This is a genomic window from Acinetobacter calcoaceticus, from assembly GCF_051947995.1.
Taxonomy (GTDB): domain Bacteria; phylum Pseudomonadota; class Gammaproteobacteria; order Pseudomonadales; family Moraxellaceae; genus Acinetobacter.
Genome location: NZ_JBLVVH010000006.1, coordinates 140,763 through 166,956, shown reverse-complemented (window position 1 = coordinate 166,956; position 26,194 = coordinate 140,763). Strand labels below are relative to the sequence as shown.

The 26,194-nt window shown below is 43.9% G+C and carries 20 protein-coding genes and 1 pseudogene; 8 read left to right on the top strand and 13 right to left on the bottom strand.

What is annotated here, in order from left to right; genetic code table 11:
• Nucleotides 1–183 precede the first annotated feature (183 nt).
• From ACNQO6_RS13035 to nfuA, 3 genes are all read right to left on the bottom strand, one after another.
• Nucleotides 184–1,887, bottom strand: a complete 1,704-nt coding sequence (locus tag ACNQO6_RS13035; protein WP_440209239.1) for an amidohydrolase — start codon at nucleotides 1,885–1,887, stop codon at nucleotides 184–186.
• 159 nt (nucleotides 1,888–2,046) lie between these two features.
• A complete protein-coding gene (locus ACNQO6_RS13030; protein ID WP_440209238.1) occupies nucleotides 2,047–3,768 on the bottom strand; it encodes an amidohydrolase in 1,722 nt (573 codons plus the stop codon).
• A gap of 307 nt (nucleotides 3,769–4,075) precedes the next feature.
• Nucleotides 4,076–4,714 carry a Fe-S biogenesis protein NfuA gene (gene nfuA, locus ACNQO6_RS13025; protein WP_009511435.1) on the bottom strand — a complete coding sequence of 213 codons (639 nt, stop codon included), beginning with the start codon at nucleotides 4,712–4,714 and terminating at the stop codon, nucleotides 4,076–4,078.
• A 153-nt stretch (nucleotides 4,715–4,867) separates the two neighbouring features.
• Between nfuA and ACNQO6_RS13020 the strand changes: the two genes are divergently transcribed.
• The 5 genes and pseudogenes from ACNQO6_RS13020 (at nucleotide 4,868) to ACNQO6_RS13000 (ending at nucleotide 9,863) form a co-directional block, all read left to right on the top strand.
• On the top strand, nucleotides 4,868–5,485 hold the full coding sequence (locus tag ACNQO6_RS13020; RefSeq protein ID WP_005231817.1) for a rhomboid family intramembrane serine protease: 618 nt from the start codon (nucleotides 4,868–4,870) through the stop codon (nucleotides 5,483–5,485).
• Between the two features lie 133 nt (nucleotides 5,486–5,618).
• Entirely contained in the window at nucleotides 5,619–7,301 is a 1,683-nt protein-coding gene (locus ACNQO6_RS13015) for an arylsulfatase (RefSeq protein ID WP_440209237.1), read from the top strand.
• Nucleotides 7,298–8,296, top strand: a complete 999-nt coding sequence (locus ACNQO6_RS13010) for an SUMF1/EgtB/PvdO family nonheme iron enzyme (RefSeq protein ID WP_440209236.1) — start codon at nucleotides 7,298–7,300, stop codon at nucleotides 8,294–8,296. The genes ACNQO6_RS13015 and ACNQO6_RS13010 overlap by 4 nt, the downstream gene beginning before the upstream one ends.
• 105 nt (nucleotides 8,297–8,401) lie before the next feature.
• Nucleotides 8,402–8,554 (top strand): annotated as a pseudogene (locus ACNQO6_RS13005) (hypothetical protein).
• 181 nt (nucleotides 8,555–8,735) lie between these two features.
• A complete protein-coding gene (locus ACNQO6_RS13000) occupies nucleotides 8,736–9,863 on the top strand; it encodes a helix-turn-helix transcriptional regulator (RefSeq protein ID WP_440209235.1) in 1,128 nt (375 codons plus the stop codon).
• A gap of 18 nt (nucleotides 9,864–9,881) precedes the next feature.
• Here ACNQO6_RS13000 and epmA read toward each other — a convergent pair whose 3' ends face one another.
• Together epmA and ACNQO6_RS12990 are read right to left on the bottom strand one after the other, a co-directional pair.
• Complete coding sequence (epmA, locus tag ACNQO6_RS12995) at nucleotides 9,882–10,865, bottom strand: EF-P lysine aminoacylase EpmA (RefSeq protein WP_440209234.1); 984 nt, start codon at nucleotides 10,863–10,865, stop codon at nucleotides 9,882–9,884.
• A complete protein-coding gene (locus ACNQO6_RS12990; protein ID WP_440209233.1) occupies nucleotides 10,862–11,926 on the bottom strand; it encodes a 4-phosphoerythronate dehydrogenase in 1,065 nt (354 codons plus the stop codon). The genes epmA and ACNQO6_RS12990 overlap by 4 nt, the downstream gene beginning before the upstream one ends.
• A 192-nt stretch (nucleotides 11,927–12,118) precedes the next feature.
• Here ACNQO6_RS12990 and ACNQO6_RS12985 point away from each other — a divergent pair, with 192 nt between their 5' ends.
• Nucleotides 12,119–12,493, top strand: a complete 375-nt coding sequence (locus tag ACNQO6_RS12985) for a diacylglycerol kinase (protein ID WP_343578990.1) — start codon at nucleotides 12,119–12,121, stop codon at nucleotides 12,491–12,493.
• Nucleotides 12,494–12,550: 57 nt separating this feature from the next.
• Here ACNQO6_RS12985 and ACNQO6_RS12980 read toward each other — a convergent pair whose 3' ends face one another.
• The 5 genes from ACNQO6_RS12980 to ACNQO6_RS12960 form a co-directional block, all read right to left on the bottom strand.
• A complete protein-coding gene (locus ACNQO6_RS12980) occupies nucleotides 12,551–13,288 on the bottom strand; it encodes a hypothetical protein (RefSeq protein WP_440209232.1) in 738 nt (245 codons plus the stop codon).
• Nucleotides 13,289–13,443: 155 nt separating this feature from the next.
• Entirely contained in the window at nucleotides 13,444–15,078 is a 1,635-nt protein-coding gene (groL, locus tag ACNQO6_RS12975) for a chaperonin GroEL (RefSeq protein WP_004878354.1), read from the bottom strand.
• A 59-nt stretch (nucleotides 15,079–15,137) separates the two neighbouring features.
• A complete protein-coding gene (locus ACNQO6_RS12970) occupies nucleotides 15,138–15,428 on the bottom strand; it encodes a co-chaperone GroES (RefSeq protein ID WP_004652030.1) in 291 nt (96 codons plus the stop codon).
• 177 nt (nucleotides 15,429–15,605) lie between these two features.
• Nucleotides 15,606–16,373 (bottom strand): metallophosphoesterase family protein, encoded by a 768-nt coding sequence (locus ACNQO6_RS12965; RefSeq protein ID WP_440209231.1) that lies wholly within the window; start codon nucleotides 16,371–16,373, stop codon nucleotides 15,606–15,608.
• The gene (locus ACNQO6_RS12960) at nucleotides 16,354–17,292 is read right to left on the bottom strand and encodes a diacylglycerol/lipid kinase family protein (protein ID WP_440209230.1); all 939 of its coding nucleotides are present in this window, start codon (nucleotides 17,290–17,292) and stop codon (nucleotides 16,354–16,356) included. The genes ACNQO6_RS12965 and ACNQO6_RS12960 overlap by 20 nt, the downstream gene beginning before the upstream one ends.
• 398 nt (nucleotides 17,293–17,690) lie before the next feature.
• On the opposite strand from ACNQO6_RS12960, the gene ACNQO6_RS12955 reads away from it, so the two are divergent.
• Nucleotides 17,691–19,520, top strand: a complete 1,830-nt coding sequence (locus ACNQO6_RS12955; protein ID WP_005231827.1) for a phosphoenolpyruvate carboxykinase (GTP) — start codon at nucleotides 17,691–17,693, stop codon at nucleotides 19,518–19,520.
• A gap of 198 nt (nucleotides 19,521–19,718) precedes the next feature.
• On the top strand, nucleotides 19,719–21,911 hold the full coding sequence (locus tag ACNQO6_RS12950) for a TonB-dependent siderophore receptor (protein WP_440209229.1): 2,193 nt from the start codon (nucleotides 19,719–19,721) through the stop codon (nucleotides 21,909–21,911).
• Nucleotides 21,912–21,955: 44 nt separating this feature from the next.
• Here ACNQO6_RS12950 and glpD read toward each other — a convergent pair whose 3' ends face one another.
• The 3 genes from glpD to glpK form a co-directional block, all read right to left on the bottom strand.
• Nucleotides 21,956–23,476: a glycerol-3-phosphate dehydrogenase gene (glpD, locus tag ACNQO6_RS12945; protein WP_440209228.1), complete on the bottom strand. Its 1,521-nt coding sequence runs from the start codon at nucleotides 23,474–23,476 to the stop codon at nucleotides 21,956–21,958.
• A gap of 260 nt (nucleotides 23,477–23,736) precedes the next feature.
• Complete coding sequence (locus tag ACNQO6_RS12940; RefSeq protein WP_005231831.1) at nucleotides 23,737–24,495, bottom strand: DeoR family transcriptional regulator; 759 nt, start codon at nucleotides 24,493–24,495, stop codon at nucleotides 23,737–23,739.
• Between the two features lie 51 nt (nucleotides 24,496–24,546).
• A complete protein-coding gene (gene glpK / locus ACNQO6_RS12935) occupies nucleotides 24,547–26,061 on the bottom strand; it encodes a glycerol kinase GlpK (RefSeq protein WP_005231833.1) in 1,515 nt (504 codons plus the stop codon).
• Between the last annotated feature and the right edge of the window lie 133 nt (nucleotides 26,062–26,194).

Sequence of the window (26,194 nt, the reverse complement as noted above, 5' to 3'; positions counted from 1 at the left end):
GTATTGAATAGATAATAAAAGCCCCTTCCCCTTTTAAAGGATGAGCGTAGTGACGCACAAGAGGGAGAGGAAGTAGATAAAGCATTTCCCCTCATCCTACGCCTCTCCCAAGAGAGAAAGGACTTTCAACACCAATGTTGAGCATTTTTGACTTTTGAAAGCGCTCTATTCTTTATTGTTTAGTCACTTCCCTTTATATACCTGTTTGCCTGCAAACCAGGTCTCGGCAACTTTCCAGTCTTTGATATCTTTATTCAGTGGTGTTTTTAAAGCATCTTGCAAGACCACAAAATCAGCCCACTTTCCGACACTGATACTGCCAATCTGATCCCCCCAGCCTGCAATATTGGCAGGGGCTTGGGTATAGGCATATAAGGCTTCATCCAGACTCAAAGCGTTATCGCTATAGCGGGTTTTGCCCTGATACTCACGGAAAACCACATCACTCAGCTGTAGCATTGGATTTTCAGATGCAGTCGGCCAATCACTTCCCAATACCATAGTGGCGCCGCTACTGAGCAGCGACTGCCAGGCATAGCTATACGGCATCCGCGCCTTACCTAAACGCGATTCCTGATAGTTACCGCTAATGGCATGGTCTGGCTGCATTGAAGCCACGACCCCTAACTGGGCAAAACGTGGAATTGCATCTTTAGAGATTACTTCAATATGTTCAATTCGATTGGCAAACTGATGATGTTTAGGACTGCTCTCAATCGCATTTAAAGCCATATCAACGCTTTTGTCACCAATGGCATGAATCGCCACCGGGAAACCTGCTTCATTCGCATTTTTCACTGAACTATTCAGCTCTACCTGTGAGGTGATCGGCGCGATATTAAAATGATGACGATCCGCATAAGGTTCATTCAGTGCAGCGGTGTAATTCATCAAGGTGCCATCGACAAAATATTTCATATAGGCAAAGCGGAACTGTGGTCCAGTTTTCCACTGCTGTTCTTTTTGCATGAACTGCTGATTGAGTTGATCACGTTGCTTTGCATAAGCCTGAAAATGGGCTGGTGTGACCTGATCCTCCCCCGCCATCAAGCCAAAACGTATCCGCATCGGCAATTGCTGTTTCGACTCCAGTAAAGCAGGATAAACCGTAGCCAGATCAGTCCACATATCATGTACGGAGGTAATCCCCAAACTGTTAAAATGCGCAATGATTTTTTCAATGACAGGCAGTGCCGCTTTGCCCGAAAGTAATGCACTGCTGTACTTTGGATTGCCCAAAATTAGTTGCATGCCCGCAGTTTCTTTAAAAATACCAGTCGGCTCTCCTGTTTTCGGGTCTTTGACAATCTCGCCCCCTTCCGGTGCTTTGGTATTTTTATCAATTCCCAGCAATTGCATCGCCTTGCTATTTACCCAGACCGAGTGATAGTCAATGTCCTGTAACACCACAGGGCGATCGGGCACAATCGCATCCAGTTCCTGACGGGTTGGCATATGACCCTCTTTGAGGCTACTGACATCCCAGCGTCCCCCTACCAGCCAAGCGCCTTTTGGTAACTGTTTATCCTTTTCGGCGATCAATCTAAACCATTCCTGACGATCTGTGATGCCTAAAAGATCAACTCCCTCCCAAAGCTCTAACCCACCCAGTAAATGGGTATGCGCATCGGTTAAACCAGGAAGCACCGTCTTGCCTTTTACATCAATAATTTGTGTCTGCTTGGTCGCCATCTGCTGAATAAAGCGGTTATCGCCTACAGCCAGAAACTTTCCATCTTTCACAGCAAAAGCTTGTGCTTTTGGCTTTGCCGGATTGGATGTTCGAACATCGGCATTCAATACAATGACATCAACCTGAGGCGTTTGTGCATAGCTGTTTAAGCTTATGACGCCGATACTGATCGCTAACCATAATTTCTTATTCATAAGTCCCTTATTTCCTTATCCAGCGTTATTTTTCCATTTTTATTCTCGTTGCTTTTTCTGCAAAACCTAGAACCAATTCAACTGAAAATGCAGGAACCATTTTTATTGAGATACAACCGATTCAAGTTAAACGAAAGCACCTACCTGTTCGAATGCCTTTTATCGAGGCTGCGGTTTTGCAGCATAGACCTGTCGGCCAGCAAACCAGGTTTCCGCGACCTGCCAGTCCTTCAGATTTTTAGGGAGTGGTGGCTGTAAGGTACCTTGTAAAATGACAAAGTCGGCCCATTTACCCACACTGATACTGCCCGTTTCATTTCCCCAGCCTGCAACATTGGCAGGTGCTTGCGTATAAGCATATAAGGCTTCATCCAGACTCAGGGCATTTTCGCTATAACGGGTTTTTCCGTTGTATTCACGAAATATGGCATCACTGAGTTGTAACATCGGGTTTTCTACGGCCGTCGGCCAGTCACTCCCCAGAACCAGCGTAGCTCCACTGCTTAATAGCGACTGCCATGCATAGCTATAGGGCATACGTGTTTCGCCCAAACGAGATTCTTGGTAATTACCTGAAATGGCATGATCAGGCTGCATCGAAGCCACCACACCTAACTGGGCAAAACGCGGCATAGCTGCTTCACTCATGACTTCAATATGTTCGATTCGATTGGCAAACTGACGATGTCGGGGACTGCTTTCAATCGCATTTAGGGCCATATCAACACTTTTATCTCCAATCGCATGCATGGCAACTGGAAAACCCACCGCATTCGCCTTGCTGACCAAATCGTTTAATTTGGCCTGTGAGCTTATCGGCTCACTATTAAAATCATGCCGGTCTGCATAATCTGCATTCAATGCAGCGGTATAGTTAAGCAATGTACCATCGACAAAATATTTAAGATAACCATAGCGGAATTGCGGTCCTTGCAGCCATTGCTGTTCTTTTTGTTTAAATTGCTGGTTCAGTTCATCGCGTTGTCTTGCATACTCAGCAAATTGTGCTGTTGTGGTTTTTTCTGCCGATGTATCTGCCATATAGCCAAACCAGACCCGCATTGGTAATGGTTGCTTTTGTTGTAGCATTGCAGGATAAACCGACCAATCACTTCTCCACATATCATGGACTGAGGTCACGCCCAACTGGTTAAAATGCGCAACCAGTTTTTTCAAAACAGGCAGTGCTTCTGTTCCAGCAACCACCGCTTTGAGATAGACCGGATTTTTACGGACCAGTTGTGTTGCCGCGGTTTCTTTAAATATCCCGGTCAACTCGCCGGTATGGGGGTCCTTAACAATTTCTCCTCCCTCTGGTGCGACGGTGTTACGGTCAATTCCCAGAAGTTGCATGGCTTTGCTATTGAGCCATGCGGTATGATAATCAATATCCAGCAATACCACGGGTCGATCTGGCACAATCGCATCCAGCTCCTGTCGTGTCGGCAAATTTTGTTCAGACAACAAACTGATATCCCAGCGGCCTCCGGTCATCCACTGGCCTTTGGGTAGCTGCTTATCACGTTCTGCAATTTGCCTGAGCCATTCAGCACGATCATTCAAACCGTATAGATCAATGCCTTGGGCAATTTCCATCCCGCTACCAAAATGTGTATGCGCATCTGTTAAACCCGGGATGACGGTACGACCCTGAGCATCAATGACGCGCGTGTGCTCGGTTGCCATATGCCGGATAAAGCTGTTATTGCCTACCGCCAGAAACTTCCCCTCTTTGACCGCAAATGCCTGCGCTTTAGGTTTTGCCGGATTAGAAGTTCGCACATCAGCATTTAACACAATCACATCAACTTGCGGCGTTTTGGCATAGCTTGCCAGACTCATGACACCGATACTGAGGCCTAACACGAATGTCTTATTCATAAATCCCTTACACCCTTATCCTGAATTATTCTGCTGTTTTTATTTTGTCTATTTTGTTCGTAAAACCTAGAACCAATCTGCCTGCAAAAACAGGAACCATTTTAAGTTCCGTACGTCGACTAAAATTTTTATCCTCTGTTTCCTTGATCAAGCGTGATGAACAGATCTGGATAAAGACTGCACCCAAGCAACTCCATGGGGTGGTTACGTGCAAAATTAATTTTCATTTAAAATTATCAAAATCAGCATGTGAAAAATAAAAAAAGCCCTCGAAAGGACTTTTTAAAATACAGTAGATTTCTCGCGATTATTTAAAATACGCGCCTTCTGCCTGTGTATGGTCTGTTTGATCCACAACGCGCTGTAACTCTGGTACATGCTGTCTTAAGGTGGTTTCTACACCTTGTTTTAAAGTGACATCAATCGCAGAACAACCCTGACAACCACCACCGAATTTCAATACAGCCGTTAAGCCATGCTCCGGACTATCCTGTACTTCAACCAGGCTACAGTTACCGCCGTGGCCTGCTAAGCCTGGGTTAATTTCAGATTGCAACACATAGGTGATACGTTCTTCAATTGAGGCATCTGGTCCAACGCGTGGCACTTTAGAGTTCGGTGCACGGAAGGTTAATTGACCACCAAAACGGTCTTTGTTGTAGTCAATCACTGCATCCACTAAATATGGAATTGAGGGTGCATCAACATAGGCAGGAAAATCTGGATAGTCCTGCTTATAGTCGGTTGGTACCACTTCTTCAGGGGCACTATAAGCCATACAACATTCAGCACGTGGAGTACCCGGATTTTCTACAAACACACGAACGCCAATCCCTGGAGTATTCTGCTTTGCTAATAAATCACTTAAATACTCTTGTGCAGAGGGAGTAATCAAAAGGTTTGGAATTTCTTCTGCGACAGCAGTGTTGGTGTTCTCAGTCGACATAACAATAATCCTCAAGCTGATGTCGTTATATTAACCGAAGATGGAGGGTAATTAAAAAAAATCAACCATTTTTGTAGGAATTCTATGCAAGATCATTGTTTATTAAGTTTTTAATGGCATTATTGCTTAGACTCTGATCAATTTAAACTATTTATGTTACATCTACCCTTTGGTCACACTGTGACCCTGATCATTATTACTGTTGCGATTTCCTTATTGGCTTTCTCCAATCAGGCAGTGATGAATCGTCTGATTTTCTGGCCGCCTGCCATGCAACGTGGGCAGTATGACCGTTTTATCACGCATGGTTTTATTCATGCCGACGGTACGCATCTCCTGTTCAATATGATCACGCTGTTTTTCTTTGGCAATATCATTGAAAGTTTTTACCGTCAGTTTTTTTATGACATGGGCTTTGTCTTATTTTATTTGGGCGGACTGATTGTTGCCATTTTGCCGAGTTATTTAAAACATCGCCATGATGCCCACTGGGCTAGCCTAGGGGCCTCTGGTGCAGTGTCAGCAGTACTATTTGCTTATATCCTGTTCCAGCCCTGGAACCTGATCTTCGTGTTCTTTATTCCAGTGCCTGCGATTATTTTTGCGATTTTATATGTGGCTTATAGCATCTGGTCTGGCAAACGTGGCAATAGCAATATCAACCACAGTGCGCATCTTTGGGGAGCCGCCTATGGTGTTGTGGTCACCATCATTCTGGAACCTCGCGTCATTCCACATTTCCTGAACCAGTTGACCAAACTGCCTTTTTAAATAAATTTAATATTTGCCCCAGAGATGGGGCTTTTCTTTTTTTAAGATTAATAATCAAATTTTAATTATTTTTATCATAAAAATCATCTCTCTAAACTCGACTCTATTATTTTAACGGATTAAGTCGATTCTCATGCCTCGTAACAGCCTGCTCACCACCTTGTCGATTGCCCTGTTTAGCCTTTCGATTTCAGCATGCAGTAATGATGATTCCAAAGAATCCAGTACTGTGGTCGAAACCCAGAAAAAACCTAACATTTTATTCATCATGGCCGATGACTTAGGCTATTCAGACTTAGGCGCTTTTGGTGGAGAAATTCATACCCCCAATATTGATGAACTCACCCGAGCAGGTCGTATTTTAACCGACTATCACACTGCCCCAACCTGCTCGCCAACCCGTTCGCAATTGATTTCAGGGACTGACCACCATCTGGCCGGTATTGGAGCCATGGCCGAGCTGACACCAGATCATTTAAAAGGCCAACCCGGATATGAGGGCTATCTGAATGAACGTTCACTTTCGATTGCTGAAGTCCTCAAAGACAATGGCTATCGTACTTATATCAGTGGTAAATGGCATTTGGGCTTAACCCCTGCAACCAATGCCCATGCCAAAGGTTTTGACCATTCCTTTACCTTGCTGCAAGGACTGGATTTGCATTTTAAACAGGCACCGGCTGCCTATAAACGCAACGCCACTTATACGGAAGATGGTAAACAAGTGCCGATTTCATCTTTACCTAATGATTTCTTTTCGACCAACTATTTCACAGACAAATTGATCAGTTATCTAGAATCAGGTAAAAACTCAGGCAAGCCATTCTTTGCCTATGCGGCTTACACTGCACCGCATTGGCCTTTACAAGCACCCGCTGAATATCGTGACCGTTATCGTGGTGTTTATGACGTCGGCTATGATGTGATTCGCGATGCACGTATTGCCCGCCAGAAACAGCTCGGCCTGATTCCAGCCAACTTTATTGCCGCAGAACCGGTTGCCACGCAAAATGCCCCACAAAAATATGGTAGATGGAACGAGCTTTCGGCTGAACAAAAAGCACTGGAAGCCCGTAGAATGGAAATCTACGCGGGCATGGTGGAAAATCTGGATGCCAATATTGGCCGACTGATTCAATATCTGAAACATAATAATTTATATGACAATACCCTGATTTTCTTTGTTTCAGATAATGGTGCCGAAGGGTTTATCCGTGGCAACTATGGCCCCGAATCAGGCTTTGATAACAGTGTCAGCAATGTGGGTACATCCAGTTCATATCATTATGTCGGACCACGCTGGGCAGAAGTGAGTGCTGCGCCATTCCATTTGTGGAAAGATACGGCAGGTGAAGGTGCGACCACTGCCCCTGCCATTGTCAAACTCCCTTATCAAACCCAGGCTCAGGCGACTCACCATGGTTTTGCTTCCGTGCTGGATGTTTTCCCGACGGTTTTAGATTATGCCAATATTGCTGTGCCACAGGGCCAATATAAAGGTCGTCAGGTGAATACCCCAAGCGGCTATTCATGGAAACCGCTACTTGAAAACAAGGCTCAGGCAATTCGCCCAGTCAACTTTAGCTTTGCCGATGAATTACATGGCAGTAAATATGCACGCCAAGGCGACTGGAAAATTGCCCTACAAGGCAAAGCTGAACTGGGTACAGGCAATTGGGAACTCTATAACCTGAAAAATGATCGGGGTGAAACCCAAAACCTCGCCCAAAGTAATCCAGCGAAGCTACAAGAACTGGTCGATGTATATAACAAATACACCCAGCAAAATGGCGTTAAGGAATATAACCCTCAATGAAACTGAGTAGCATTCTAGTTTCTATCTGTAGCCTGTCCCTGGTGGCAGGTTGCAGCAAAGTTGAGTCGAAGGTAAAACCATCGCAACAACACCCAACAACTCAACCTTTATCGTTGGGCTCTGTAAGTCAATGCCAGAATTATTCTGGCTTACCCGATGCCTGGCAAACACATAAAACAGCAGGAATGGTCTGGATTCCTAAAGGCTCCTTTCCACTGGGTTCTAATCAGGCCTATCCCGATGAACTCAACTTTGGCGCCAGAGAGCGTCAAGTCGAAGGCTTCTGGATCGACCAGACCGAAGTTACGGTTGCCCAGTTTTCCAGTTTTGTCAAAGCGACTGGCTACGTTACCGATGCAGAAAAGCAAAAGCAGGCGGCGGTATTCTCTCCTGATCTGAAACGCCCCAATCAATGGTGGCAACTGAAAGCTGACTATACCTGGAAAAGCCCGAATGGCCCTCAGGGTCAAGCCCCGCTACCCTCCGAACCCGTGCGCTATGTCACCAAGAATGATGCAGAGCATTATGCAGTCTGGTTAGGGCATGATTTGCCCACCGAGCAGGAATGGGAATATGCCGCCAAAGCAGGTTCAAAAACAGATACCCCGTTACACCAAGCCCCACAAGATGCCCATCAACATCCGCAAGCCAATTATTGGCAAGGTGATTTTCCACGAAACAATACCGTTGAAGATCATTTTGAAGGTGTTGCACCCGTCGGCTGTTACCCGGCCAATGCCTTTAAACTGTTTGACATGATTGGCAATGTCTGGGAATGGACGTCTTCGGTCTATCATGGCGCGCATGATCAACACATGGGGAATTATACCGACTTGCGTCAACACAATAACGCGACCACGCAATATGTACTGAAAGGTGGCTCATTCTTGTGTGCCTCTAATTTCTGTGCACGTTATCGCAATAGCAGTCGTTATCCTCAGGAGTTTGATCTGGCAGCAACCCATGTCGGGTTTAGAACCGTGTTACGACCTTAATTGTGAGATCAATCTTAAAGTTTTAGTCCCGTTCTGGTAAAAAGTAACTGATCGTTTTAAAGTGATCCTTAAAGCCATAAAAATACGGGACGGAACCATGAAAAAATATCGTACTACCTTGGGCTGCTGTTGATATTCCGCCTATCCGCTTGTGCAGTGCATACACCGCATGGCATTGTTGTGGTCGATTCGTAAGAATATCACGATGGGCATGGCGACTTTTGCCCACCAGGACAGGCCAAAAAAGGCCGTTGCTAAATGTGATCTTGCCTAAAGCCATGATGGTTAAGGCAATTGATTTCTTTTCCATCATCCCTGAATGGCTCATTTCACCTGTTATTGTATAAAAAATTACATTTTTCCTGATTGATCATTTTATTTGGGTAAAACCCATATAAACTATATGGAAATAGATCTTGCTCTTTGCTGGACGCATTCAATGAATCAAACCCAATCCCATGCTGTACTGGACATTCTGAACAAGGTTCAGCATGCTGATGACTGGTTGATTTTCCTTGAACAGTTGAACCAGCACTTTGACCTTCAGGCCGCACAACTTCTGGCAGTCGATCTTGAAGTACAGGCACTGTCATTTAGTGTGCATCATGGGGTTGATCTTGATCCCCAGCAACTCGAAAAAGCGGCGCTGCAACAACTTCGTCTAGCATTTGATGATGACCTACAATTAAAAAAATTATTGGCGGCACCACTCACAGGCTGGATGCATTGCACACAACACTTTAGCGAACAGGACATTGTTCAGACCCAAGTCTACCAACAGATTTTACAACCGCTCAATTTACGGTTTTGCTCAGCGCTTCAGGTCATTTATGATCATAAAATCTGTGTAATTCTGGCCTTGCTCACCAGCCCCGATCGTGGTGCATTAAGTTGCTCTGAACTCCAACCGATTTATGAGATATTGCCGCAGATCCAGCAAAAGCTTCAGCACTATCGCCATCATTTTGAATATTCCACCATGACCTTGCTTGGATCACAATTGATCCGGAAAATGAATCAACCCATTGCGATTATTAACCTGAATGGCGATATTCTTGAAATGAATGTCGAGGCAGAAAAATTTCTCGAACATAATGCGCACATCCGGATTGAGCAGCGGCGCTTCTACTTCGAACCACATAAACAGCAAATATTTGAACAGCACCTACTTGAATTAGAACGCCTGCATCACACCAGTTCAGAGGTCGTTTATGCTGAACGGAGTCAGGTGATGCACCTCGATCATCAGCTATTTTTAACACTGGATCTGCTCTGCCCCGAAAAAACCCATAAGATTTTTGGTTTACGCCCCGTATTACTGGCAACATTTTCAGGGCTGCAATATCCGCCTAAATATCAAAAAGACCGATGTACACAGCTGTTTATGTTCACACCGGTCGAACATAAAATATGCGAGCAACTGCTGAAGGGCAAAACCACCAAAGAAATTGCCCTTTTATATGAAATTCAGGCCGATACTGTCAAAAAGCATCTGCAAGCTATTTTCAAAAAGACCAGAACACATCGACAAAGTGAATTGATCCAGTTGCTGATGCAATTAGTCTAGGCCATAAAATACGCAGCGTTACGCAATCTCGGCAGGGAAAGCAATCACCTGATCAATCTTGACCTGATTCATCGCCACCATCAATAAACGGTCAATCCCTAACGCGATCCCGGAACATTCAGGCATATGCGGTAAAGCTGCCAGCAAGTACTGATCGGTTGGAATCACAGATAAACCTTGTTGTGCTCGCTCTGCATTATCGGCTTCAAAACGGGAGGCCAATACCTCGGCATCCAGCAATTCATCATAGGCATTCGCCAGTTCCAGCCCTTCAATATAGACCTCAAAACGTGCTGCAACCAGTTCACCCTCTTCATCCTGTTTCACTTTGGCCAGTGACGCCATTTCAGGTGGAAAATCGGTTAAAAAGACAGGCGCATCAAAACCCAGACTTGGCTCGACAAAGTGCGAAAACAACAGATCCATATACCCCAGACGATCATCCCCCAAGTCAAGATTCAGACCGACACGATGGGCGGTATCCTTGAGCTGTTTTAAGGTTGCCTGCAACGGATTAATCTCCAGGCGATCCTGAAAGGCATGCTTATAACTCAGCACAACTGGACGAATTTCACCAAAACGATGTGCCAAACAGATTGCTAACAGATCCGCCGTTTCATGCATCAGTGCCTTTAAATCCAGCCCCGGACGATACCATTCCAGCATGGTAAATTCACTGTTGTGCTTGCGCCCATGCTCATCATCACGAAACACTTTACAGATTTGATAGATTGGTCCACTTCCACTGGCCAATAAGCGTTTCATTGGAAACTCGGGTGAGGTCTGTAAATATTGCGTATTTAATTTGCCATGAATATGACGCTGTACCTGTACTGAAGCCAAATGCACATCAGTCACACCTGCCTGAGACAGCACTGGGGTTTCCACTTCCAGAACCTGACGCTCAGCAAAAAACTGGCGGATTTTCTGATACATCGCTGCACGTGCTTTTAAAGCCTCAATGGAGCACGTTGGCTGATAGTTGTTCATCGTCTGGCTCATGCTTTCGGTCCACCATGTGCAGCCCATTCACGGCGCAAAGGATAATTTTTTCGGAGTAAATCAAATGCGGTTTGCTCGACCTTGCCGTCCTGAACACAAGCACGCAGTTGCTGATCATCCGCTGCAATATCATAAATTTGCGTGAGATGCTGTTTAAGTGCCGCTTTTAAATCCTGTTCAAAGTATTGAGGCACCTGTGGCAACTGGCTTTCAAAACGCTTTGTTAGCTCATAAGCAAAGGTCTGGCAAAACGCCTCATAGATCATCTGCGTGCCTTTGGCCTTACCTTCCAGACTATAACCCGCAATATGCGGTGTCGCTAATGCCAGTAGATCCAGTAATTGTTCTGAAATTTCTGGCTCGAACTCAAACACATCCAGTACCACTTGGCGTTTGCTTGTTGTAATATCCGCCATCAATGCAGCTTGCTCAACCACAGGACCACGTGCACTATTGATTAAAATAGTGGAGGGTTTCATTGCAGCAAATGCAGTCGCATCAAATAAATGCTGGGTTGGATAATCGCCAGACACCGTTAAAGGTACATGTATTGAAATGGCATCGGCACGATTTAACAATGCCTCAAAAGAAACATTTTCAATCCCGGCAAGTTGCACATAAGGATCGTAACCGATGACATTCCAGCCCAATAGTTGCGCCATGACCGCCAGACGGCTGCCCACATTACCCAGCCCCACAATCGCTAAAGTGAAGTCTTGGTTTTTCTCTAATAAATCAGTATTTAAATATAGTAAGGCCGTAATCACATATTCCGCCACTGCTTGTGCATTACAGCCAGGCGCATTACTCCAGACAATGTTTTGTTGTTCTAAAGCCTGAATATCTAAATGATCAGTTCCAATCGTGGCACTGCCGACAAACTTGATCTTGGTCTGATCAATTAAGGCATGATTCACTTTGGTCACCGAACGAACCAACAGTGCATCGGCATCCTGTACATCGTGATGCGTCAAGCTACGCCCTGCCCGATGCTGTATTTCTGCAAATTCCGCAAAGAAATAATCGGTAAATGCCAAATTTTCATCTGCGATAATTTTCATGCAGAATTTTCCCTCAATAGACCTGTGCTTATTATCCTTAGCCTGATCTGAATTGACAATTCATAAATGCAACTCTAATGAGATTCGCTGGCAGAAAACTGTCTTGATTGGTACACGCATGCGACATCTTGCCAATTTACTGCAACATGTTTGGATTTATACTTAAACTTTCTCCATTCTCTCCAAATCGCAATGACACCCTATTCTCCCTACAAAGGCAAAAATGGCATTAAACGGATTTTAAATGCAACGGGCTATTCACTGGCCGGCTTTAAAGCAGCGTTTAATCATGAAGCGGCATTTAGACAAGTGATCTTGCTCAATGTCATCTTGATACCGCTGAGCTTCTTTGTGCATGTCTCGGCGCTGGAACAGGCCTTAATGGTCGCTGTCTGCCTGTTGGCGATTATTGTAGAGTTATTCAACTCCGCCATTGAAGCCGTGGTTGACCGCATTTCGCTAGAAAAACATGAGTTGTCTAAAAATGCCAAGGATATGGGCAGCGCTGCGCAATTTGTTTCTTTAGCCATTATCTTTTTTACTTGGACGATTATTTTGTTTCGATAATTTTTATATTGAGAAGAAATAAAACACCTATTTCTTCTCTGTATTGATTTTATTAACTTAAAATCCGACACCGATGCCAATAACAGGCCCCTGTTGTACGGTATCCCACTTAAAACTATCCTTTTTATAGTCTTGCGATACGTAACGGTAACCTACTCTAAAATTTACGGGCGCTGTATATATTTTTTGACGATAACCTAAATATGCCTGTGCAATTTGGGTTTGTTCCGTACCATAAGTATACTGAGCAGCAATGTTCCAAGGTGAATCATCATTATAGCGTAACCTTACTCCTCCAAAATATTCATACCAATCTTCTTCAACAGAAACCTGCCGACCCAATGCCCCCAATACGCCTTTTAAGTCGGTGTAATTCATGCCTAAAGTCGGTTCAATGACAAAACCCTGACCATTGGGAAATTGTTCATATGCTCGATAATAAACCCCGAAATTACTGAGATTAACTTTAGTCGATAAAACCACAGGAAATGAATATACTTGTTTTTTCTCTTCAGTTTTCACATATTGAATATCAGAGAAAATTCCCCATTTGCCTTTATTTAGTTCTAAATGCCCCATCAGCGCTTGATCAAGTGCATCAAGTGTATCTTTAAATGGTTGATCAAGTTGATAATTCAAACCGTGATAACCAATTCCACCGTCAATATCCGCTGCAAATCCATAGATATTCAAAAAGATTTTGCTCTCCCCCGCAAAAGACGATTGAATGCTCTCGGCATATGTGTGTACACTCGACAGGAAAAAGCCCAAGATAAAACAGCAAGATTTATACATATACAAGCTCCCATGGATTTATGTTCTATTAAATTTTTAATGTTATAAATATGAATGAGCGTATTAATAATGCTTTATCTTGGATTTTACTATTCTAAAAACGTAAAAAATCCCTGCATAGGCAGGGATTTTTTGATCTAGACGTCGATGCGCAATTACATCATTCCGCCCATACCACCCATACCGCCCATATCTGGAGCAGCTGGTTTGTCTTCTGGAATGTCCGTAATCATGCATTCAGTCGTCAACATTAAACCGGCAACAGAAGCTGCGTGTTCAAGTGCAGAACGCGTTACTTTAGCAGGGTCAAGGATACCCATTTCTAGCATATCGCCATATTCGCCAGTTGCAGCGTTATAACCGAAGTTACCTTCGCCCGCTTTAACTGCATTGATCACAACTGAAGGCTCATCACCTGCATTTGAAACGATTTGACGAAGTGGCGCTTCAATCGCACGACGTAAAATGTTGATACCCGCAGTTTGGTCTTCGTTAGCACCTTTTAAGCCATCTAACACATTTACTGCGCGTACTAATGCAACACCACCACCCGCAACAACACCTTCTTCAACTGCTGCACGAGTTGCGTGAAGCGCATCGTCTACACGGTCTTTCTTCTCTTTCATTTCAACTTCAGTTGCCGCACCAATTTTGATGACTGCAACACCGCCTGCTAATTTAGCAACGCGTTCTTGAAGTTTTTCTTTGTCATATTCAGAAGTAGATTCTTCGATTTGCGCACGGATCTGTTGAACACGTTCAGCGATTTGCTCAGCATTACCTGCACCATCAACGATCACAGTGTTCTCTTTAGATACTGTGATTTTGTGCGCAGTACCTAAATCCTGAAGAGAAGCTTGCTCTAAAGACATACCCACTTCTTCAGAAATAACAGTCGCGCCAGTCAAGATCGCGATGTCTTGAAGCATTGCTTTACGACGGTCACCAAAACCAGGTGCTTTCACCGCACATACTTTGATAATACCGCGCATGTTGTTCACAACAAGAGTCGCAAGCGCTTCGCCTTCAACATCTTCAGCGATGATAAGTAGTGGTTTACCTGTTTTAGCAACAGCTTCCAATACCGTAATCAATTCACGGATGTTGCTGATTTTCTTGTCAACAAGCAGGATGAACGGATTTTCAAGTTCAGCAGTTAAGGTATCTTGCTTGTTCGCGAAGTATGGAGAGATATAACCACGGTCAAACTGCATACCTTCTACAACGTCTAAAGCGTCTTCGAAGCCAGAACCTTCTTCTACAGTGATGACACCTTCTTTACCCACTTTTTCCATCGCTTGAGCGATCAGTTTACCTACAGTGGTATCAGAGTTCGCAGAGATTGAACCTACTTGTTCAATTGCTTTGAAATCATCAGCAGGTTTTGCGTTGGTACGGATATTTTCAACCACAGTTTTTACTGCGATATCGATACCACGTTTTAAATCCATTGGGTTCATACCAGCAGTTACTGATTTGATCCCTTCATTTAAAATTGCTTGAGCAAGTACAGTTGCAGTTGTTGTACCGTCACCCGCGATGTCATTGGTTTTAGAAGAAACTTCACGAACAAGTTGAGCACCCATGTTTTCAAACTTGTCTTTTAAAGAAATTTCTTTCGCAACAGTCACACCGTCTTTAGTGATGTGTGGCGCACCGAAAGAACGGTCGATAACGACGTTACGGCCTTTAGGGCCTAAAGTTACTTTTACTGCATCTGCAAGTACGTTAACGCCTGCAATCATTTTTGAGCGAGCTGAATCACCAAATTTTACGTCTTTAGCTGACATGTTAAACTCCGAATCTTTTTAATTACTGAATCTGATAATAAATTTGAGTTATGTGTCGATTAGCCTTCAAGCACAGCTAAGATATCCGACTCTTTCATAATCAAGAGTTCTTCACCACTTACTTTTACTGTTGTACCCGCATAAGTACCGAACAATACTTTGTCGCCAACTTTAACGTCTAAAGCACGAACGCCGTTGTCAGTGATCTGACCATTACCGACTGCAATTACTTCACCTTGAGATGGTTTTTCAGCAGCAGAACCTGGCAGTAAAATACCACCAGCCGTTTTGGTTTCTTCTTCTACGCGACGAATCACAACACGATCATGTAATGGACGAATGTTGCTCATAGTTAACTCCATCAGACTTAGTCTTATTGATTAATGTGTGTCACCAGTTCGTGGCAACACATATAAAATTTTGGTATGCCACTTTTTTGGGGATGAAAAAAATGGCTTCAAGGGGAAAATGAAAAAAAATTCTACTTATAGATGTTTTTTTGAGCACAAGAATAAGGTTATGTCGAATTAAACAACATTTTGTGATTTCACAAATGTTTGCAGCGATTCATCGAACCAGTAATGCTCGATCCGCCCCAGATCCGAAATCACATTAAAACTGTTGGATAATCCGAAGCGTAAACGCTTGGATGTGGCTGTTCCAGCATGAATATCCAGAATCGGATGATCAAATCCCAAATGAAAAATCTGATTGAGATCGTGTACCGCTACTTTATGTAAATGCCCATGTAATAAACCGAACAAGCCGGTTTTACCCCACTGCTCCAAAGCAATTTTCCCCAGCACTGGACAGTCTTTATCGCCATGTTCATTGGGAAAGGTATAAAAAGGTTGATGAAACACCACCATTTTGATTTTATGCGCGGGCGCATTGTTCAAACGCTGATAAGTTTCATGAATTTGCTCCAGAGAAACATGTCCCCGGGTATGGTAGCGCCGCCGAATACTGTTTACGCCAACCAAATAGAAATGTTCAGTCTCCAAGGTAGTTTCCATGCGACCAAAGAAGGCCTGATAACGCATAAAAGGAGAGAAAAAACGGTTCCAGACATGATAAAGCGGAATGTCATGATTACCAGGCACCACCAGATAAGGAATTTCCAGTGCATCCAGAAATTGACGGCAGGCATAAAACTGCTTTAATCGCGCACGTTGGGTCAGATCGCCACTCACCACCACCGCTTCGGGACGATGTTGCAGGCAAAACTCCTTGATTGCGTGAATACACGCTTCACGCTCCGTTCCAAAATGCAGGTCAGACAGATGCAGTATCATTCGGAACCATCACTTTTAAGGCAGACTTTTCAACAGCAAATTTTAATGGAGTTTGCATTTCTCTCAATTCTCCATCCAAGGCAACGGTTAATTGTGGTTTTTTACAATCGACCTGAATATGTTCGGCACAAAATGAATAGACACCAGAAGCCTGATCAATTTTCCCTTGAATCAGTTTCCATAACAATTTTAACAAACTGAAGCGGTCACTTTTAGCCACCACCACCCCAGCCAGTTTACCGTTGGCAGCACACTCCGCAATTCTTAATTTCATGTCGCTGAGTTGTAGCTGATTATTACCAAAGAAAATCAATGGAGTGGAGACAGGATATTTTTCTCCATCTACACAGACTGACAGTTTTAGGGATTTATGCTCACGCAATAAAACATCCAGCGCAGAGGTATAAGCGTTTAAAGGGAGTCGCCCTAAATGCTGGTTAAAGCGCTCACGTTTTTTAATAAACAAAGGATACAGCCCGAGACTGGCATTATTTAAGTAAATCTGATCGTTGATGGTGGCAATATGGACTTTCTGAATCGCGCCCGAAGCTATCACCTCTGCAGCCTGAAACACATCCAGAGGAATATTCAAGACCCGTGCCACATAATTAAAAGTCCCCAAGGGAATAATGCCCATCGGAATATCGGTATGCATCAGTTTTTTCGCGACCGCATTGAGTGTGCCATCCCCTCCCGCTGCCACCACAACGCCGCGTGATTCAGTCTGTTGATGTCGGGCCAGTACCGTTCTCATCATGGCATCAAAATCAGTTTGTGAGCTCAGCTCAAACACCTGAATTTCGAATCCATATTGCGTCCAGAAGGTCATCAAACGCTCATATTCTTCATCTTGCTGTGCCGCATGAAAACCCGATTTTTGATTATAAATAATGGACAGAGGCTGGACATTTGGGGACATAATTTTCAACCTTAAGGAAGATTACAGGGCTATTTTTGTTTACAAAATCAACAAATAATAGCTTGTTTATGTAAATTTTGAATGAGCTTCATTCATATAATCAATAACAATTCTCAAGAAAATAAAAAAATAATTAAACCATTGTTTTTAATAAAAATTTATAACAAAAATAACATATATAAATAAACAAAATAGCAAAATATAAAATGATAAATTATTTTAAAAGCAACAACTTATAAACATGTCATCAATCCCAGCTTTAGAACCCACCCTATTCTTTAGTCTTATATTTTTTATGATTTTATGCTTTAATACAGCCACTTTTTTTACTTCATCTGTCTTACTGCCATCCAGTAGATAGAACTTGTACGTTGTACACACTTTAAAAAGGCATCACCATGACCCAAGTGAACGCACCAGAATTCGTTCGTCACCCTAAGCTAATTGCATGGGTGGAAGAAATTGCAAAATTAACCAAACCAGCAAAAATCGAATGGTGTGACGGCAGCGAAGAAGAATATCAACGTCTTATGGACTTGATGATCGCTAACGGCACCATGCAGAAACTTAACCAAGAAAAACATCCTGGTTCTTATCTTGCAAATTCTGATCCTTCTGACGTTGCTCGTGTTGAAGACCGCACTTATATCTGCTCTCAAAACCAAGAAGATGCTGGCGCAACGAATAACTGGGTTGCTCCTGCGGAAATGCGCGCAAAATTAAATGGATTATTTGACGGTGCAATGGAAGGCCGTACCATGTATGTGGTTCCCTTCTCGATGGGTCCTTTAGGAAGCCACATTGCACACATTGGTATCGAATTAACAGATTCTCCTTACGTTGCTGTCAGCATGACAAAAATGGCACGTATGGGCAAAGCAGTTTATGACGTGTTAGGCACAGATGGCGAATTCATCCCATGTGTACACACCGTTGCTGCACCGCTTAAAGATGGTCAAAAAGATGTTGCTTGGCCATGTAACAATGAAAAATATATCGTTCACTATCCAGAAACACGTGAAATCTGGTCTTATGGTTCTGGTTACGGCGGTAATGCCTTGCTTGGTAAAAAGTGCCTTGCATTACGTATTGCTTCTGCAATGGGCCGCGAACAAGGCTGGTTAGCTGAACACATGCTTATTTTAGGCGTGACCAATCCGCAAGGTGAAAAACACTACATCGCAGCTGCATTCCCTTCTGCTTGTGGTAAAACCAACTTTGCCATGTTGATTCCACCAGCTGGCTACGAAGGCTGGAAGATTGAGACTGTAGGTGACGATATTGCCTGGATCAAACCAGGTGAAGATGGTCGCTTATACGCAATCAACCCTGAAGCTGGTTTCTTCGGTGTTGCACCAGGTACCAATACCAAGACTAACCCGAACTGTATCGCAACGATGCATAAAGATGTTATCTATACCAACGTTGCAGTGACCAAAGACGGTGAAGTATGGTGGGAAGGTTTGACTAAAGAAGTTCCAGCTGATCTTATCACCTGGAAAGGCCAGCCATACGTTGAAGGCGAAAAAGCTGCGCATCCAAACTCACGCTTTACCGTTTCTGCGGGTCAATGCCCTTCGATTGATGCTGACTGGGAAAATCCAGCAGGCGTACCAATCTCTGCATTCATCTTCGGTGGTCGTCGTGCAGACACCGTGCCTTTAGTATCTGAAGCATTTGACTGGGTTGATGGCGTTTATAAAGCAGCAACCATGGGTTCTGAAACGACTGCTGCCGCTGTTGGTCAACAAGGTATCGTTCGTCGCGATCCTTTCGCAATGCTTCCATTTGCCGGTTACAACATGGCTGATTACTTCGGTCACTGGTTAGACATGGGCAAAAAAGTCGGTGCGAAAGCTGAAGCTGCTGGTAACAAATTACCAAAAATCTTCAACGTAAACTGGTTCCGTCGTGATGCTGAAGGCAACTTCGTATGGCCTGGTTTCGGTCAAAACATGCGTGTTCTTGAGTGGATCATCGATCGTTGTGAAGGCCGCGCTGAAGCGACTGAAACACCTATCGGTTATGTTCCAACTTACGAACAATTGAACTGGACAGGTATCGAGTTCTCTAAAGAGCAATTCGAAACAGTTACAGCACAAGATAAAGACCAGTGGATCAAAGAACTTGAAAGCCACACTGAGTTATTTACCAAACTTGGTGACCGCTTACCTCAAGCACTTAAAGATCGTCAAAATGAATTACTGGCAGCGGTTAAATCTGCTTAAGTCTCTTAACTTCCCTCTTTCATAAAGCGGGTTCAAAGAGAATAAAAAGGTCACTTCGGTGGCCTTTTTTTATGGCTTGTCGAAATTTTCTATCAATCCCCTGCTTAGCCCTAACTATTCCCATTAAGCTTAAGACAAAACAAATTGCAAAATTAACGAATATTAACAATAATTATAATAATAATATTTCTCATTTACATGGTTGTAAGCATGAGCTCTTCCCCACTGTTTAAACGCACTCCACTGTTTTTAGCAATTTCTACACTCGTCAGTATCAGCTCATATAGTCATGCAGTTGATGAGGCATCGCAACAACTCCCGACGATTAAGGTACAAGCCACTCAGGATGATGGCCCTAGCGAACAAAGCAAAGCCTACACGATCAAGCACAGTTCAAGCGCCACCAAGCTCAATATTGAAGCTAAAGAAATCCCGCAAACCATTAATGTGGTGACACGCCAGCAGATTGATGATTTTGGCCTCACCAGTTCCCGCGACATTTTAAATAATACCCCCGGGGTGATCGTCAACTCATCTGAAACTGAACGCTCTGTGTATATGGCACGTGGTTTTGAGATTTCCAATATTCTGGTCGATGGTGTCGGCTTCCCTGCAAGCGCATGGAACTATAACGATACCAATCCCGATAGCTTTTTTTATGATCGCATTGAAGTGATTAAAGGTGCAGATGCGCTCACCAATGCCTTTGGCGACCCGAGCGCAACCATCAACTATATTCGCAAACGTCCGACCAAAGAATTTCAGGCCAATGCCGGGTTGAGCTATGGTTCATGGGATACGCAACGCTATGAAGCAGATGCTTCTGGTAGCCTGACACCAAGTGGTAATATTCGTGGTCGCCTTGCCGGTTTTGAGCAGAGCGGTGACTCCCACTTAGATCGCTACACCTCCGAAAAGAATGGGATTGCAGGGGTTTTAGAGGCAGATCTTACGGATAACACCCTCATTACAGTCGGTGCCAGCCAAGAAAAGAACAAACCGAATGCCAACAACTGGGGTGCGTTACCGCTGATGGATTCCACAGGCAAGCAACTCAGTTATGATCGTTCTTACAATCCTAATCCGGACTGGACCTATTGGGACAACACCTCACGTAACGCATTCCTTGAACTAAAACAAAAGCTCTCTGAGACATGGTTTGCTAACCTGAGCTATAACTACAATGAAAAAGAGCGTAGTAGCCAGTTACTTTATTATTATGGTTATCCAAAGGCCGATGGTTCAAACGTCGACCTAACCGCTTGGGGTGGAACAGAACATAATAAACTACAAACTGCCGATTTTAACCTGCAAGGTAAATTTGACCTTTTAGGTCGCGAACATGAAGCCATTGTGGGCTACACCTATTCTCAAAGCGAACAAAAAGATAAGCAGAAATCCGGAACGATCCTCGATAACAATATCGGGTCATGTACCCGTGGTACAGGTGCTAATCAATACAAAGCTCCATGTACAACGGACTGGGCAAGCTGGACACCAAACAATGTCACCTGGAGTGCCTTAACGGATGCTGCGGATTACACTCAACGGAATCAGTCCGTTTACGCAGCAACCCGCCTGCATTTAAACGAAGACCTGAAATTAACCTTAGGTGCGAACTATGTTCAAGCCAAAAGTAAAGGCGCAAGTTATAGCTCGCCGATGAATTATGATGAAAGTAAAGTCTCCCCCTATGCCGGCATCACCTATAACTTTACTCCTGAATATACAGGTTATATGAGCTATACCTCGATTTTTCGCCCACAAACGTCAGTGGATGAAACAACAGGAAAAGTCGCCGATCCAATCGAAGGTAAAAGCTATGAAATCGGGGTAAAAAGTGCATGGTTAGACAACAAACTAACCGGCACATTAGCCGTATTTAGAACCGAGGAAAATAATTATCCACTTCGACCGGCCGATAGTCATCCGCTCAATCGTACCTCAGCAATTAGCGACTTACGCTCACAAGGTGTAGAAGTCGGCTTGGCAGGTCAACTCACCGATCAGGTCAATGTCTCTTTGGGCTATACCCAATTCAGTCTGCAAGATATGAAAAATGGGGGTGCAGCACGAACCTATAATCCAACCCAAAGCTTCAACCTGTTAACCACTTATTCACCTACCCAGTTACCAAAACTGAAAGTGGGCGCAGGCTTAAAATGGCAAAGCAAGATTAGCCGCTTTGACCCGACGTATTCGACCTACTTGAAACAGGGGGATTATGCCTTGCTCAATTTGATGGCAAGTTATGAAGTCAGCCCTAACTTTAGCATTCAGGCCAATGCTGACAATGTTACCGATAAAAAGTACCTGAACAGCTTCACTGATGGTCAGGCATTCTACGGCGAGCCAGCGAACTATACTGTCGCGCTTAAATTTAAATACTAATAAAAAAAGCCCTCTAAATCAGAGGGCTTTTTTTATGAAAAGACTTAAGCGGCAACAGTTGTATGTGGTTTATTTGCCAGATAGGCATCTAAACTTTCAATTTCGCTTTGCGCAAAGTTTAGACCCAATTTAGAACGTCTCCATAACACATCCTGACTATTGCTCGCCCATTCAACAGCACATAAGTAGTCAACTTCTTGTGCATATAGGCCTTGACCAAAATGCTGTCCAAGCTGTTCGATTGAAGTAGCTTCACCCACAATATTCCAGATGCGCGAACCATATGCAGATGCCCAACGTTTTGCTAAAGCTTCAGAAGCATCTGTCATTTGTGCACGAATTTCTTTTGCCAACTGTTCAGCCGACTCCATATTTTCACCGCCCGGTAAGGCTTCAGTTGCCGTCCAGCTCCCCTTCATGTCCGGGAAGAATGGTTTTAACTGTTGCATGGCAGACTCTGCCAACTTACGGTAAGTGGTTAATTTACCGCCAAACACTGAAAGTAACGGCGCCTGCTCAGCCGACTCTTTAGACAGTGATAAGGTATAGTCACGGGTAATGGCAGATGGATTATCCGATTCATCATCACATAATGGACGCACACCTGCAAAAGTTGACACGATATCGGCTTGCGTTAACTGATTTTTAAAGTGTGCATTGCTCACTTTAATTAGATAATCTGTTTCTTCCTGGGTAATTTTCACTTGCGCAGGATCACCTTGGTACTCACGGTCTGTGGTTCCAATCATGGTGTATTGGTCCAGATACGGAATTGCAAACACGATACGACGGTCATCATTTTGCATAATAAATGCTTTGTCGCCTTCATACAGCTTCGGCACGATGATATGGCTACCCTGAATCAAACGAATACCGTATGGTGATTTAAGCTGTAAATCCTGCTTAATGAATTGTGCAACCCAAGGGCCAGCAGCATTCACCAAAGCCTTGGCTTTGATCTGGAATTGACCTTGGTCATTTTCCAGATCAACCACCCAGTACTGACCTTCACGTTGTGCAGATAAACAACGGGTACGGGTCACAATATCAGCACCCTTTTCACGTGCATGCATGGCATTCAACACCACCAGGCGAGCGTCATCGACTGCACAATCCGAATACTCAAAACCACGGGTAATCGCAGCATTTAGCGGACTGTCTTCCTTAAAGTAGACATTATTTGAACCTAATAATTTTTCGCGCTTGCCCAGATGGTCATAAAAGAACAAACCGGTACGAATTAACCAGGCCGGACGCAAATGCGGACGATGCGGCATGATAAAACGCATTGGACGGATAATATGCGGCGCTTTGGCTAACAATACCTCACGTTCAGCCAATGCTTCACGCACCAAGCGAAACTCTTTATGCTCAAGGTAGCGCAGACCACCATGAATGAGCTTACTACTTGCAGAAGATGTATGGCTGGCTAAATCATCTTTTTCGCACAAGAACACCGACAAACCACGACCTGATGCATCAGCTGCGATACCAACACCATTGATACCACCACCAATCACGGCAAGATCATAAATTTTGTCATTTGACTGAGGAGAAGTTTGCATAAATCACCGCAAATGTTCATTATTGTTCAATTACGAACATTTAAACATGTTAAATGAAAATAAACAATAAAGATTAGCCTAAAAAATGCCAATTTATAGACATTTTTAGATAAATGGTCAAAAATGAAAAGTAAGACAATGCAAAGATGAAAATTACGGAAAGCTATTGTTTACAAGAGAATCAGGATTATTTTAATAAAGTGATTTCGAGCCAAAAGCCTTTGGCTCAAGAAAAGTAACAATTTTTCGAAAATGAAGATTTATTTAGCAATAATCAAACCGACATCCAGTTCCTGAATAGTTTTCATAAAAGCCTCATTCGGTTGCTGATCGGTAAAAATACAATCTACCTGCTTAAGTGACCCCAGACGAATCATGGCATTACGGCCAAATTTACTACTATCGGCCGCAAGAAAAACCTGACGTGCGCTGGAAACGATTTCTTGAGAAACGCAAACTTCCTGAAAATCGAAATCCAGCAAAGTCCCATCTTCTTCAATGCCACTAATCCCGACCAGTGCATAATCCGCTTTAAACTGTTTAAAAAAGTCCGCAGTCGCCTGACCAATCACCCCACCATCCGGACGCACACGACCACTGGCAATCAGAACTTCAAAGTCTTCTTTGGTACTAAGAATTTTCGCAACATTAAGGTTGTTGGTAATAATCCGCAAACCGGTATGGTTCAACAATGCGTGCGCAATTGCTTCGGTTGTGGTCCCGATATTAATGAATAATGAAGCATGATCTGGAACGGCTGCAGCGACAGCCGCTGCAATCGTTCTTTTTTCTTCCAGCATATGCCCGACACGCATGGTATATTCGGTGTTTTCCACACTTGAATCATGCGCTGCACCACCATGGTAACGACGCAACAATCCCTCATCCGCCAATTGATTGATATCACGACGGATGGTTTGTGGCGTCACATCAAAATGCTGAGCAAGCTCTTCAATACTGATATAGCCACGTTCTCTCACTAATTCGAGGGTTTTCTGTTGGCGCAATATCAAGCTCATGCTCATCCATCCTGTATTGTTTTAGGTGTTACTCAATCGGGTTATTTTAACTTAATCTTCCGCCCAATCACGAGTACGTCCGACCGCTTTTAACCAACCTTTGTACAGTTTTTCAGTTACTTCCTGACCGCACTCCGGGGTAAAGGTATTTTCAATGGTCATTCTACTCTTTAATTCGTTCAGGTCAGACCAGAAACCGACCGCCAAACCAGCCAAGAATGCAGCACCCATCCCCGTGGTTTCTTTCATGGCTGGACGTTCTACCGAAGTCCCCATGATGTCGGCCTGGAACTGCATCAGGAAGTTATTGGCAGTAACACCACCATCCACACGTAAGGTCCGTAACTTTTCGCCTGAGTCCTGTTGCATGGCATCCAGTACATCACGGGTTTGATAAGCAATCGACTCGAGTGTGGCACGGATAATATGTTCAATGCTGACACCACGGGTAATGCCCATAATTGCACCACGGGCAGTCGGATCCCAATACGGTGCACCCAAGCCAGTGAATGCAGGCACCACGTAGACGCCATTGCTGTCTTTGACTTTGGTGGCATAGTATTCAGAATCATGTGAGTCATTAATGGCTTTCAGTTCGTCACGTAACCACTGTACACATGAACCACCATTAAACACTGCACCTTCCAGTGCATAGTTCACTTCTCCACGCGGACCACACGCAATCGTCGTTAGCAGACCATGATCTGACTGAACCATACGTTTACCCGTATTCATCAGCAAGAAACAGCCGGTGCCGTAGGTATTTTTTGCCTGCCCGACTTCTACACACATTTGACCAAACAAGGCTGCCTGTTGATCACCTGCAATCCCGGCAATTGGAATTCCAATTTCCTGACCGCTAATGGTGTGGGTATAACCATAAACTTCTGAAGAACTGCGCACTTCTGGCAACATCGCTTTTGGAATATCCAAAGCTTCAAGCAGTTTGTCATCCCATTCCAGTGTTTCAATATTGAATAACATGGTGCGTGATGCATTGGTATAGTCAGTGACATGAGCCTGACCATTGGTCAGTTTCCACAACAACCAGGTATCAATCGTACCAAACAGCAATTCACCACGCTTTGCGCGTTCACGGCTGCCTTCCACACGGTCAAGAATCCACTTGATTTTTGTTGCCGAGAAATAAGGGTCAATCACCAGCCCCGTCACTTTACGCACGTAGTCTTGCCAGCCATCCTGACGAAGCTGGTTACAAATCTCATTGCTTTGACGACTTTGCCATACAATTGCATTGTAGATAGGTTTACCAGTCTGCTTATCCCAGATTACCGTCGTTTCACGTTGGTTGGTAATCCCGATCGCTGCAATCTGATCACTTGAGATACTCGCCTGCGCTAAAGCTTCAACCCATACTGCGCTTTGCGTCGCCCAGATTTCCATAGGATCATGCTCAACCCAACCTGGTTGTGGGTAAATTTGCGTAAATTCACGCTGAGCAATACTGATGACATTCGCATCGTGATCCAATACGATTGCACGGGAACTCGTTGTACCTTGGTCAAATGCAACCACGTATTTTTTTTGACTATCTGTAGAGATCATGACATACCTATCCAGACTTGCTTGTGTATAGTGCAATAAATTAAATGCCCGTTAAAAAACGGGCTCCAATACTGCAAAAAAGCAATGACTTCTGTATTAAATAAAAAACTTGGCAGATTATATGCAAAATTGT

Bases quoted from the DNA above. Each gene is read 5' to 3' on its own strand.
- ACNQO6_RS12960 (WP_440209230.1), bottom strand. From the start codon at position 17,292: ATGTCCCCAAATGTCCAGCCTCTGTCCATTATTTATAATCAAAAATCG.
- ACNQO6_RS12980 (WP_440209232.1), bottom strand. From the start codon at position 13,288: ATGTATAAATCTTGCTGTTTTATCTTGGGCTTTTTCCTGTCGAGTGTA.
- ACNQO6_RS13010 (WP_440209236.1), top strand. From the start codon at position 7,298: ATGAAACTGAGTAGCATTCTAGTTTCTATCTGTAGCCTGTCCCTGGTG.
- ACNQO6_RS13015 (WP_440209237.1), top strand. From the start codon at position 5,619: ATGCCTCGTAACAGCCTGCTCACCACCTTGTCGATTGCCCTGTTTAGC.
- ACNQO6_RS12970 (WP_004652030.1), bottom strand. From the start codon at position 15,428: ATGAGCAACATTCGTCCATTACATGATCGTGTTGTGATTCGTCGCGTA.
- ACNQO6_RS12990 (WP_440209233.1), bottom strand. From the start codon at position 11,926: ATGAAAATTATCGCAGATGAAAATTTGGCATTTACCGATTATTTCTTT.
- nfuA (WP_009511435.1), bottom strand. From the start codon at position 4,714: ATGTCGACTGAGAACACCAACACTGCTGTCGCAGAAGAAATTCCAAAC.
- ACNQO6_RS13035 (WP_440209239.1), bottom strand. From the start codon at position 1,887: ATGAATAAGAAATTATGGTTAGCGATCAGTATCGGCGTCATAAGCTTA.
- glpD (WP_440209228.1), bottom strand. From the start codon at position 23,476: ATGCAAACTTCTCCTCAGTCAAATGACAAAATTTATGATCTTGCCGTG.
- ACNQO6_RS12950 (WP_440209229.1), top strand. From the start codon at position 19,719: ATGGTTGTAAGCATGAGCTCTTCCCCACTGTTTAAACGCACTCCACTG.
- ACNQO6_RS12955 (WP_005231827.1), top strand. From the start codon at position 17,691: ATGACCCAAGTGAACGCACCAGAATTCGTTCGTCACCCTAAGCTAATT.
- ACNQO6_RS12940 (WP_005231831.1), bottom strand. From the start codon at position 24,495: ATGAGCTTGATATTGCGCCAACAGAAAACCCTCGAATTAGTGAGAGAA.
- ACNQO6_RS12985 (WP_343578990.1), top strand. From the start codon at position 12,119: ATGACACCCTATTCTCCCTACAAAGGCAAAAATGGCATTAAACGGATT.
- groL (WP_004878354.1), bottom strand. From the start codon at position 15,078: ATGTCAGCTAAAGACGTAAAATTTGGTGATTCAGCTCGCTCAAAAATG.
- ACNQO6_RS13030 (WP_440209238.1), bottom strand. From the start codon at position 3,768: ATGAATAAGACATTCGTGTTAGGCCTCAGTATCGGTGTCATGAGTCTG.
- ACNQO6_RS12965 (WP_440209231.1), bottom strand. From the start codon at position 16,373: ATGATACTGCATCTGTCTGACCTGCATTTTGGAACGGAGCGTGAAGCG.
- ACNQO6_RS13020 (WP_005231817.1), top strand. From the start codon at position 4,868: ATGTTACATCTACCCTTTGGTCACACTGTGACCCTGATCATTATTACT.
- ACNQO6_RS13000 (WP_440209235.1), top strand. From the start codon at position 8,736: ATGAATCAAACCCAATCCCATGCTGTACTGGACATTCTGAACAAGGTT.
- glpK (WP_005231833.1), bottom strand. From the start codon at position 26,061: ATGATCTCTACAGATAGTCAAAAAAAATACGTGGTTGCATTTGACCAA.
- epmA (WP_440209234.1), bottom strand. From the start codon at position 10,865: ATGAGCCAGACGATGAACAACTATCAGCCAACGTGCTCCATTGAGGCT.